11 protein-coding genes are annotated in these 11,135 nt (G+C 63.6%); 5 read left to right on the forward strand and 6 right to left on the reverse strand.

The features are described 5' to 3' along the window. Positions 1-66 precede the first annotated feature (66 nt). The 4 genes from ACWGTI_RS14150 to ACWGTI_RS14165 form a co-directional block, all read right to left on the reverse strand. Positions 67-921: a hypothetical protein gene (locus ACWGTI_RS14150; protein WP_454587679.1), complete on the reverse strand. Its 855-nt coding sequence runs from the start codon at positions 919-921 to the stop codon at positions 67-69. Between the two features lie 77 nt (positions 922-998). Then, the gene (locus ACWGTI_RS14155; protein WP_454587680.1) at positions 999-1,658 is read right to left on the reverse strand and encodes an HAD family hydrolase; all 660 of its coding nucleotides are present in this window, start codon (positions 1,656-1,658) and stop codon (positions 999-1,001) included. Next, positions 1,659-2,144 (reverse strand): dUTP diphosphatase, encoded by a 486-nt coding sequence (gene dut, locus ACWGTI_RS14160; protein WP_454587681.1) that lies wholly within the window; start codon positions 2,142-2,144, stop codon positions 1,659-1,661. Between the two features lie 85 nt (positions 2,145-2,229). Beyond that, positions 2,230-2,700, reverse strand: a complete 471-nt coding sequence (locus ACWGTI_RS14165) for an Lrp/AsnC family transcriptional regulator (protein WP_454587682.1) — start codon at positions 2,698-2,700, stop codon at positions 2,230-2,232. A gap of 114 nt (positions 2,701-2,814) precedes the next feature. Between ACWGTI_RS14165 and ACWGTI_RS14170 the strand changes: the two genes are divergently transcribed. From ACWGTI_RS14170 to ACWGTI_RS14180, 3 genes are all read left to right on the forward strand, one after another. Beyond that, a complete protein-coding gene (locus tag ACWGTI_RS14170) occupies positions 2,815-3,069 on the forward strand; it encodes a DUF6356 family protein (protein WP_454575795.1) in 255 nt (84 codons plus the stop codon). Between the two features lie 15 nt (positions 3,070-3,084). Next, positions 3,085-3,879 carry a class II glutamine amidotransferase gene (locus tag ACWGTI_RS14175; protein ID WP_454587683.1) on the forward strand — a complete coding sequence of 265 codons (795 nt, stop codon included), beginning with the start codon at positions 3,085-3,087 and terminating at the stop codon, positions 3,877-3,879. A gap of 137 nt (positions 3,880-4,016) precedes the next feature. Continuing rightward, complete coding sequence (locus ACWGTI_RS14180) at positions 4,017-5,390, forward strand: amidase (protein WP_454587684.1); 1,374 nt, start codon at positions 4,017-4,019, stop codon at positions 5,388-5,390. On the opposite strand, the gene ACWGTI_RS14185 is transcribed toward ACWGTI_RS14180, so the two are convergent. Beyond that, positions 5,368-6,456, reverse strand: a complete 1,089-nt coding sequence (locus ACWGTI_RS14185; protein ID WP_454587685.1) for an NAD(P)/FAD-dependent oxidoreductase — start codon at positions 6,454-6,456, stop codon at positions 5,368-5,370. The two genes, ACWGTI_RS14180 and ACWGTI_RS14185, sit on opposite strands and share 23 nt — an antisense overlap. A 140-nt stretch (positions 6,457-6,596) precedes the next feature. On the opposite strand from ACWGTI_RS14185, the gene ACWGTI_RS14190 reads away from it, so the two are divergent. After that, positions 6,597-8,189 (forward strand): peptide chain release factor 3, encoded by a 1,593-nt coding sequence (locus ACWGTI_RS14190; protein ID WP_454587686.1) that lies wholly within the window; start codon positions 6,597-6,599, stop codon positions 8,187-8,189. A gap of 165 nt (positions 8,190-8,354) precedes the next feature. Here the strand turns inward: ACWGTI_RS14190 and ACWGTI_RS14195 are convergent, their stop codons facing one another. After that, positions 8,355-8,825: a VOC family protein gene (locus ACWGTI_RS14195; protein WP_454587687.1), complete on the reverse strand. Its 471-nt coding sequence runs from the start codon at positions 8,823-8,825 to the stop codon at positions 8,355-8,357. Positions 8,826-9,067: 242 nt separating this feature from the next. Here ACWGTI_RS14195 and ilvD point away from each other — a divergent pair, with 242 nt between their 5' ends. Beyond that, entirely contained in the window at positions 9,068-10,912 is a 1,845-nt protein-coding gene (ilvD, locus tag ACWGTI_RS14200; protein WP_454587688.1) for a dihydroxy-acid dehydratase, read from the forward strand. The last annotated feature ends 223 nt before the right edge of the window (positions 10,913-11,135 follow it).

Below are 11,135 nucleotides of genomic sequence, written 5' to 3' on the forward strand. Positions count from 1 at the left end.
CTTATGTGGAATTGTGCGGCGGATTCTACCGCGCCGATTTGCGCCGGGCAAACGAATGCGGTTGGCTCAGAAGCGTTTGGCGTTCTCTGCTGCCAATTTGTCCAGCGCGTCGGAATCCTTGACGTAACGCGACGTCTTCCCGTCCCAGTGGTAGGTGACGGAAATGGTCTGCGACGCCGAGGGCGGCGTTGCCTCGTCGCAGCTTTCGCCGTTCGGCACGGTGGCATCGGTGACCGTCACCTTGATCGCGGCATAAGGCTGGCCGTCAGCGATGGTTTGGAACGCGACATCCTGCGTGCGTTTGTAGGCGCAGAGGTTCTCGTCGAACGTATAGATCATGTCGACCAGTTCGAATTTGTCGTCCCGCACCATGATCATCGGCGTGATCACATAGCCCTGGCTCGAGTTGAAATGCGTGCTCATGGTGATGAGGACGTCATCGTCTGCACCGACGGAAAGCTTGCCCGGATCGCGAAAGTAAGTGCCGCGGTCGACGGCGACATTGACCGCGTCGAGCAGCGCCGGCTTGGCCGCAATGTCGTAGAGCGCCAGCACCGCATAGCCTTCGGCGCTATCTGGAGAGTCGCCGAGGTCGTAGAGCATCGCCAGCCGGTCCTTGCCGCCGGCCCTGATCGCAAGCACGGCAGCGTTGGACAGGCTCGATGTTTCCGGCGGCGAGCCGCCGCTGTCGGGCCCTTCGATGTGGCGCATCTCGATCGGCAAGCCGCCGTGAAAAAAGCCGTCCGCGTTCAACGCCAGGTCTGGAATGACCAGCTTTGCCAGGTCGAGATAGGTGACGTTCTTATGGCCGGGGACGGCACTGTCCAGCTCGGGAAAGCTGACAGCCTGCGCGCTTGCCGCCGCCCAAAACCATGGCAGCAGCAGGCAAGCAAGGATCAGTCGAAGCAAATTGGAAGTCATGAAGTAGCGCCCCTCGAAGCGGGTACGCTAGCACGGGCAATGGAACCGCACAGCCGGGTCACCGCGCTGAAATCAGATCAGTGGATCGGCACCAATCCGGCAAGTTCGCGCATGTCGTCGAACAGGACGCCACCGGCGTCGGCCAGGCCATCGCGGTCGGAAAAGGGATCGCCATGATAGGAGTAGACACGCATGCCGGCAGCAATGCCTGCCTGTGTCCCGGCGACGCTGTCCTCGATGACGATGCAGTCGGCCGGCGCGAAGCCCATCGTTTTTGCCGCATGCAGGAACAGGTCCGGAAACGGCTTGCCGCGGCTGACCATGGTTGCCGAGAACATTGCATGCTCGAACAGCGGCAGCAGGCCGGTCTGGCCGAGCGTGATGTGCATCTTCGAGATGCGCGCCGACGTGGCGACGCAATAGGCGATGCCGGCCGCGCGCACCATTTCGATGAAGTCGCGGACGTAAGGGATCGCCTCGACGCCGTGCGAGAATAGATCCGGCAGACCGGCGTTCCAGCGATCGACGAAATCGGCGCCGAGCCGGACGTCGGTCGAAGCTTCGATCTCTTTTTGCACCGAAGCCATGCTGCGGCCGGAGAAATGCTTGCGGCAATATTCGAAGGTGGTGGCGAAGCCCGCCGCACTCAACCACTCGGCCAGCCGCCGGTTGGCGAGGTTCTCGGTGTCGACGAGGATCCCGTCGCAGTCGAAGATGACCAGTTTTGGTATGCTCATTTAGGCGGTGCCGGTCGATCCGAACCCGCCCGAGCCGCGCGTCGTTGCACCGGCCAGGCTGCGCTCCTCGACCGTCGCCTGCGTCACCGTGGCAAACACGATCTGGGCAATGCGCATGCCGCGCGTCACCGCGAAATCCTCGTCGCCGAGGTTGACCAGCAGCACCTTGACCTCGCCGCGATAGTCGCTGTCGACCGTGCCTGGTGAATTGAGGACGGTCAGCCCGTGCTTGAAGGCAAGGCCGGAACGTGGCCGCACCTGGCCTTCCATCCCTTCGGGAATTTCCAGGATCAGCCCGGTCGGTACCAGGGCGCGCTTGCCCGGCAGGATCAGCAGCGGCCGGTCATCCGGCACCGCGGCGCGCAGATCCATGCCGGCGGCGCCGGGGCTTTCATAGGCGGGGAGGGGAAGTCCTTCACCATGCGGCAACCTGACAAAGCCGACAGTGGGACCAATGACGGAGGAGGTGTGGAGGGCTGCGCGCATAAAATCGATCCTATCGGCGCGAACCGCGATTCAGTCAACTCGCCCGCCACGCTATCAACGCCTTTCTTTGCGGCGTCACGATGACCTACCGCACCTCGACTGGCACAACCGTCGTCTCCTTGATCTCTTCCATGACGAAGGAGGCCGAAACATCCGACAGCGCCACCTTGGCGATCAGCCGCTGGTAGAGCCGGTCATAGGCTTTCATGTCAGCCACGCGCGCCCGCACGACATAGTCGAGGTCGCCGGACATCCGGTAGACCCCGGTGATCTCGGGAAAGGCGGTTACCGCCGCGCGAAATTTCTGCAGCCAGTCTGGATCGTGGTTGGAGGTGCGGATCAGGATGAACACCGAAAGCCCGAGCCCGAGCTTGTCGGCATCGACCAGCGCCACCCGTCCGGTGATGACGCCGTCCTCCTCCAGCCGCTTGACACGGCGCCAGCAGGCGTTGCGCGACAGCGCGACTCTTTCGGAGAGCTGGTCGACCGACAGCGTGCCGTCGCGTTGCAGCTCTGCCAGCAGTCTCCGGTCAATCTCATCGATTTCTGCCGCCATGTTGGGATGAATGTCCCAAATTTATGATGCTTGCAAGGACAAATTGAGACCGATGAACCTTTTGCCTGTGGCACGATACTCAATATCGGGGCTTATCCCGGCAGAGGGATCACCATGACGACGCTGTTTTCGAAGCTTTTCACCTCTCACCCGGCCAAGGTGGGCGAGACCTATTTCAGCCATATGGCCTTTGCCGCCTGGTTCTGCTCGCGCCTCTTGATGGCTGCCGGTGCAGCGCTTGTTCACGCTTTCTTGCCGTTTCTCTTCGAAACTACGGCAAGCCGAATCGTTCGCGAACTCTATGAGCGGACGCACAACAGAGGCTCACACGCGGTCAAGGAGCCCCAGGCTCTCGTGGATCGCGCATAACAGACGGTAAAAGCGATGTGCCGATGGGCGGCCTATCTGGGTGAAGCGGTCTTCCTCGAAGACATCGTCACCGCGCCCTGTCACTCGCTGATCGCCCAGAGCCATTGCGCCCAGGAAGCCAAGTCGCCGACCAATGGCGACGGCTTCGGTCTCGCCTGGTATGGCGACCGGCCCGAGCCCGGCCTCTACCGCGACATCTTGCCGGCCTGGTCGGACCCCAATCTGAAGAGCCTGTGCCGGCAGATCAAATCCGGCCTGTTCCTCGCCCATGTCAGGGCATCGACCGGCGGCGCCACCAGCCGCATGAACTGCCATCCCTTCATCTGCGGCAACTGGTCGTTCATGCACAATGGCCAGATCGGCGGCTTCGACAAGATCCGCCGTGCGCTGGAGAATTCGCTCTCCGACGCCGTCTTCGACCAGCGCGAAGGCACCACCGATTCCGAACTGTTCTTCCTGCTGATGATCGACGAGGGTCTCACCAGTGACCCGCAAGGGGCCGTGTCGCGCGCCACCGCCCGCATCATCGAGGCATCGCGCCGCGCCGGTCTGGAACCCGCCTTGAGACTCACCGCAGCCTTTTCGGATGGGGAGGCGCTGTTTGCCGTGCGCTATGCGACCGACGCCCACGCGCCGACGCTCTACACCTCGGTCCGCAATGGCGGCCGCTGCATCGTGTCGGAGCCCTTCGATCGCGAAGGCGGCGACTGGCAGGCCATCCCTCCAGCGAGTTTTGTCACCATTGAAGGTGACGGAATGAGCATTCGGCCGTTCGTGCCGGCAACTGCGAAACTGGCGCTGGTTGGATAGGTCATAATTCAGGCCGCACCAACCTCAACCGAACCGCTCAGCGCAATTCCGATCAAGCGCTCCCTGTCCTAGAATGCTGAACTCACTTCAAGTGGCGCCTGCCATTTGGGGAAGGCGTCGCTGCCGGAGCATTCGTCATGGACCCCGTCTTCTCCTCGACCGTCGACCTCGCCGCCGCAATCGCGGCACGAAAGATCTCCGCCCTCGAAGTGCTGGACGCACATCTGGCGCAGATCGACCGGCACAACGAGGCAGTCAACGCGGTCATTAATCTCGACCGCGAAGGCGCCCGCGAGCGCGCGAAGAAGGCCGATGCGGCGCAGGCGCGCGGCGACGCGCTCGGCCCGCTGCATGGCGTGCCTTTCACTTTGAAGGACATGCACGAAACGGCAGGCATGAAGACCACCGTCGGGTTTCCGCCTTTCGCCGACCATGTGGCAAAAGCGGACAGCCTGGTCGTTGCCCGATTGAAAACTGCCGGCGGCATTCTGATCGGCAAGACCAATGTCGCGACCATGCTGGGCGACTGGCAGTCGGACAATCCGCTGTTCGGCCGCACCAGCAATCCGTGGGATCTCTCGCGCACATCAGGCGGCTCCAGCGGTGGCGCCGCGGCAGCGGTTGCGACCGGGATGACGCCGTTCGATGTCGGCACCGACATGCAATCATCAATCCGCCTGCCTGCCGCTTTCTGCGGCGTCTATGGCCTGAAGCCGACCGAGCACCGTGTGTCGCTGGCCGGCGCCTTTCCCGATCCGGGCGGAACGGCGCGCACCGTGCGGCTGATGTCCTGCCTCGGTCCGCTGGCGCGGTCCGTGGACGATCTGGCGTTGATCTACACAATCATCGCCGGCCCGGATGGAGCCGACACCGACCTTGCGCCGGTGCCGGTCGAGACCATGCCAAAAATCAATCTCAAGACATTGCGCATCACTGTGGGGCCGTCCTTTCCCGGCTTTCCTGTGGGCCGAGACATCAGCGCTGCCGTCGACACCCTGGCGAGGCAGCTTCGGGCGGCAGGCGCGACCGTCGAGCCGGCAAAACTGCCGAAGCTCAATCTGCACGACGATCTGGAGCAGGGCGGCATGCTGATCGGCATGATGATGGAGGCCGCGCAGCCAGAGCCGCCTGAGCAGCCGACGCCAGTCTCCCGCTGGCTCGAGGCACTCGCCCGCCGCGACCGCTCCATCCTCGCCTGGGATAGTTTCTTCGAAACCTGCGATGCCTTGCTGTGCCCGGCCGCCATGACCACGGCCTTCCCGCATTGCGAACCCGGCACCCCCATCGACGTCGATGGCCAAGAGCAAAACTACTGGATTCTGCCGGCCTATGGCGCGGTCTTCAACTATTCCGGACACCCGGCCCTGACGATACCCTGTGGACCGGACCGCGACGGCCTGCCCATCGGCCTGCAATTGGTCGGCAAGCGCTGGTCGGAGGCACGGCTGCTTGGTGTCGCCAAGGCGATCGAACCGTTCAGTGGCGGCTTCAAGCGTCCGCCCAGCTACTAGCAAAGCGCTCCAGCCCGTACGGCGCCAGCAATGGGTCTCGTTCACCATCGAGGATCTCGCGCGCGGCGAACAGACCTACCGCAGGCGCCAGCGTGATGCCCGAATGCATGACCGCGATGTAAAGGCCATCCATGCCTTCGGCGCGGCCGATGATCGGAAAGCGGTCGATCGGCGTCGGCCGGTAGCCGACCGTGTGGAAACCAAGCTCCAGCCCGTCGCCACCGCGCAAGGCCGCCTTGGCTACCGCAAACAGTTCACGCGCCGTGGCGTCGGGGTTGTCGCCGGGATCGCCGCCGGCGAAATCCGAACCGGCAATGATGCGGCCCTCCGCCGTCTGGCGCATATGCAGCCTCTCGGCATGCACCAGGCCGTTGAGCAGCTTTTTGTATGGCCGCGAGTGGACGATCAGGCCGGGCGGCGTCTCGATCGGCAGTTTGATGCCGGCGGTGGCGGCGATGGCCGGGGCGCCGGTGCCGGCGGCGATCACCACCTCGTCGGCGGCAACCCGCTGGCCGGAAATCTCCACGCCGGAAACCTTGCCGTTGGAATGCACCAAGGCGGTAACGGCTCCGGTCGTGATTTTCGCGCCGTTCCGTTCTGCATCGGCCAGCAGCGCCTTGGCCGCCGCAACCGGTTCGGCCACGCCCTCTTCGGCGACATAGACGGCGAATTCAGGAGGCTCGACGAGGTTGGGCTCGATTTGCGCCGCCCGGTCGCGGCCGACGCGTTCGATGCCGTAGCCCCATGACGAGTGTTCAGCCGCGTAGGCTTCGAGCCGGTCGGCCGGTAGATCAAAGCAGAGCCCGCCGCACCAGGCGAGAGGCAGACCGGGCAGCTCGTTTGCCAGCCTTTTCCACTCGGCCATGGCGCGGATGCGCAGCCGGAAATAGGGCTCCGGATTGCCCCAGCTGGCGTTGATCCAGGCAAAGGAATTCGGCGTCGCGACGCCACCTGCGCCGCTCTCGGAAACCACCGTCACCTGCGCGCCGGCCTTGGTCAGGTGCCAGGCAACGGACGCGCCGATAATGCCGGCACCGATGACGATGACTTGTTTCGGATTGCTCATGCCGATCCTTTTCAAACTGGCATCCGTGATGCCATTGCAGCGGCTCAAGCTCAAGTGCGCTCAGGGTCCGTCCGCCCGAAACTGTCGACAGGCCGGGAAAGCGCTGCTAGAAGCCCGCGCCACAGACAGGATTCCAAAAATTGGCAGAAGACATCGAACAGGCGGTATCGCGCCGCCGCACTTTCGCGATCATCGCCCACCCCGACGCCGGCAAGACGACGCTCACGGAAAAGCTGCTGCTGTTCGGCGGCGCCATCCAGCTTGCCGGCGAGGTCAAGGCCAAGAAGGACCGCATCCAGACCCGGTCCGACTGGATGAAGATCGAGCGCGAGCGCGGCATTTCGGTCGTCACCTCGGTGATGACCTTCGAGTATGAGGACAATGTCTTCAACCTGCTCGACACGCCCGGCCACGAAGATTTCGCCGACGACACTTATCGCACCCTGTCGGCGGTCGACAGCGCTGTCATGGTCATCGACGCCGCCAAGGGCATCGAGCCGCGCACGCTGAAGCTGTTCGAGGTCTGCCGGCTGCGCGACATCCCGATCATCACCTTCGTCAACAAGATGGACCGCGAAAGCCGCGATCCCTTCGAAATTCTCGACGAGATCGAGCAGAAGCTGGCGCTGGACACAGCCCCCATCACCTGGCCGATCGGCAGGGGCAAGACCTTTTCCGGCACCTATCACCTGGCGCTGAACGCCGTGCGCAAGGGCGACGCGGAGAAAGACCGCACGCCGGTCAACGGTCCCGATTCCAACCGTGTCGCCGGCCTTTTGCCGGAAAACGAGCGCGAAGCCTTCATCGAGGAACTGGAGCTCGCGCGCGAAGCCTGCCGTCCGCTCGATATCGATTCCTTTCGCGAAGGCCACCTGACGCCGGTCTATTTCGGCTCGGCGCTGCGCAATTTTGGCGTGCGTGACCTGATCGAGGCGCTTGGCGCCTTCGGCCCGCCGCCGCGCGCGCAGGAGGCCGATGTCAGAAAGGTCGAGGCGACCGAGGAGAAGATGACCTCCTTCGTGTTCAAGATCCAGGCCAACATGGACCCCAACCATCGCGACCGCATCGCTTTCGTGCGCGTCTGTTCGGGCAAGCTCGAGCGCGGCATGAAGGCCAAGCTGGTGCGCACCGGCAAGCCGATGAGCCTATCGGCGCCGCAGTTCTTCTTTGCCCGCACCCGCGTCACCGCCGACGAGGCCTTTGCCGGCGACGTCGTCGGCATCCCCAATCACGGTACGCTGCGCATCGGCGACACGCTGACCGAGGGCGAGGAAATCCTGTTCCGTGGCGTGCCCAACTTCGCCCCGGAAATCCTGCGCCGTGTTCGCCTCGGCGACGCGATGAAGGCCAAGAAACTCAAGGAAGCGCTGCACCAGATGGCCGAGGAAGGCGTCGTGCAGCTGTTTTCGCCGGAAGATGGGTCACCGGCAATCGTCGGTGTGGTCGGCGCCCTGCAGCTCGACGTTTTGAAGGAACGCCTGAACTTCGAATACACGCTGCCGGTCGAATTCGAAATGTCGCGCTTTTCCGTCTGCCGCTGGATTTCGGCCGACGACAAGGCCGAGACGCTTCGCTTCATCGAAGCGCATCGCGGCGACATCGCCCGCGACCTCGACAATGATCCGGTGTTCCTGGCCCAGCACGCCTTCTCGCTGAACTACGAAGCCGAACGCTGGAAGGCAATCCGCTTCGCCACGATCAAGGACTATCAGGTTCGCGATAGGGCGGCTTGAGCGCAGTTTTCCCCTTCTCCCCGTTCACGGGGAGAAGGTGCCCGAAGGGCGGATGAGGGGCCGCGCCGGCGCTCAAGGATCGATCGCCTCCCGGCCCCTCCCGGCTCAGGACGTTTGAAGCTCGACAAGCCAAGCAATTGGCTTTTCGTCCGCTACGCGGACCTCTCACCCCTCGGCCGCTTCCTCGATCTTGGCGATGTCGATCTTGCTCATCTGCATCATTGCCGACATCACCCGGCCAGCCTTGGCCCTGTCCGGATCCAGAAGCAGGCGCGGCAGCTGCTCCGGCACGACCTGCCACGACACACCGAATTTGTCCTTCAGCCAGCTGCATTGCGACGGTTCGCCGCCACCTTCGATCAGCTTCTCCCAGAAATAATCGACCTCTTCCTGCGTCTTGCAATCGATCGACTGTGACATCGCCTCGTTGAACTTGAATTGCGGTCCGCCGTTGAGCGCCTGAAACTGCACACCGTCGAGTTCGAACGTGGTCACCAGCGCTTTGCCCGCATCGGCGTGACCGTCGGGCCAACGCAAAACGCTCAGCACCTTCGAATTCTTGAAGATGGAGATGTAGAAATTCATCGCCTCTTCGGCCTGGTTGTCGAACCACAGGCAGGTGGTGATCTTTTGCATGTCGTGCTCCTCGGGGTGTCTTTGGTTGCGGTTACAGTGAAACGGCTGACTCCAGAAATGGTGCCATTCCCTTGCCGTTGCCCCAAGGACGCGCGTACGCGGAGCGATCCGACACCGGTCCGCAATCTTTTCGCATTGCAAAAATGTGGCCAGACCATACTTGCCGGTCTATAAACCCTGCGATCCAAATTCAGCGCCGCCACGCTCCGCACCGGGCGCAGCCAGCCAGCTAAGGAATATTGATGCCCGCCTATCGTTCCCGCACCACCACCCATGGCCGCAACATGGCCGGCGCTCGCGGCTTGTGGCGCGCCACAGGCATGAAGGATAGTGATTTCGGGAAGCCGATCATCGCGGTGGTCAACTCCTTCACCCAGTTCGTGCCCGGCCATGTCCATCTCAAGGACCTTGGCCAACTGGTGGCACGCGAGATCGAGAAGGCCGGCGGCGTCGCCAAGGAATTCAACACCATCGCCGTCGACGACGGCATCGCCATGGGCCATGACGGCATGCTCTATTCGCTGCCGTCGCGCGAGCTGATCGCCGACTCCGTCGAATACATGGTCAATGCGCATTGCGCCGACGCCATGGTCTGCATCTCCAATTGCGACAAGATCACGCCCGGCATGCTGATGGCCTCGCTGCGCCTCAACATCCCGACCGTCTTTGTGTCCGGCGGGCCGATGGAAGCCGGCAAGGTGGTGCTGGCCGGCAAGACGCAGGCGCTCGATCTGGTCGACGCCATGGTTGCCGCCGCCGACGACAAGATCTCCGACGAGGACGTCAAGGTCATCGAACGCTCGGCCTGCCCGACCTGCGGTTCGTGCTCCGGCATGTTCACGGCCAATTCGATGAACTGCCTGACCGAGGCGCTCGGCCTGTCGCTGCCCGGCAACGGCTCGACGCTGGCCACCCACGCCGACCGCAAGCGGCTGTTCGTCGAGGCGGGCCATCTCATCGTCGATCTTGCCCAGCGCTACTACGAGCAGGATGACGAGACGGCACTGCCGCGCAGCATTGCCTCGAAGGGCGCCTTCGAAAACGCCATGACGCTCGACATCGCCATGGGCGGCTCGACCAACACCGTGCTGCACATCCTGGCCGCCGCCCATGAGGGCGAAGTCGACTTCACCATGGAGGACATCGACCGGCTGTCGCGGCGGGTGCCTGTGCTGTGCAAGGTGGCACCGGCAAAGTCCGACGTGCATATGGAAGATGTCCACCGTGCCGGCGGCATCATGGCCATCCTTGGCCAGCTCGACAATGCAGGGCTGCTCAACCGCGACCTGCCGACGGTGCACACGGCGAGCCTCGGGGAAGCGCTAGACCATTGGGATATTTCCCGCACGACGAGCCAGAATGTCCGCGACTTCTTCCTCGCCGCTCCCGGCGGCGTGCCGACGCAGGTCGCCTTCAGCCAGGATCGCCGCTGGGACGAGCTCGATCTCGACCGTGAGAAAGGCGTCATCCGCTCCGCCGAGACGCCGTTCTCGAAGGACGGCGGCCTTGCGGTGCTAAAGGGCAATCTGGCGCTCGACGGCTGCATCGTGAAGACCGCCGGCGTCGACGAATCGATCCTGAAGTTCACTGGCCCGGCGCGGGTGTTCGAAAGCCAGGACGCTTCGGTGAAGGCGATCCTGTCCAACGAGATCAAGGCCGGCGACGTCGTCGTCATCCGCTATGAAGGACCGCGCGGCGGTCCCGGCATGCAGGAGATGCTCTACCCCACGAGCTATCTGAAGTCGAAAGGCCTGGGCAAAGCCTGCGCGCTCGTCACCGACGGCCGCTTCTCCGGCGGCACGTCAGGCCTGTCGATCGGCCATGCCTCGCCGGAAGCGGCCGAGGGCGGGCTGATCGGGCTGGTGCAGGAAGGCGACACGATCGAGATCGACATCCCCAACCGCACCATTCACCTTGCCGTCAGTGACGCCGAGCTCGAAGCGCGCCGCGCCGCAATGGAAGCAAAGGGCGCTTTGGCCTGGAAGCCCGAGGAAAAGCGCAAGCGCAAGGTGACGACGGCGCTGCGCGCCTACGCCGCCTTCGCCACCAGCGCCGACAAGGGTGCGGTGAGGCACGTGCCGGAGTAGGGCGGCTTCTTCCTTCTCCCCCTGTGGGAGAAGGTGTCGCCGAAGGCGACGGATGAGGGGTGTTCCAGCGGAGTGAGAGGTTTGTGTTCCCTGGAACACCCCTCATCCGTCTCGGCGCTGCGCGCCGATCCACCTTCTCCCACAAGGGGCCTGTTGCGTTATTAGGCTTTGGACGCCTGGAGAGACGGCAGGGGCGCAGCGAGGTGGTTTCCGGCGCGGGTTT

This window comes from Mesorhizobium sp. ArgA1, assembly GCF_053714375.1.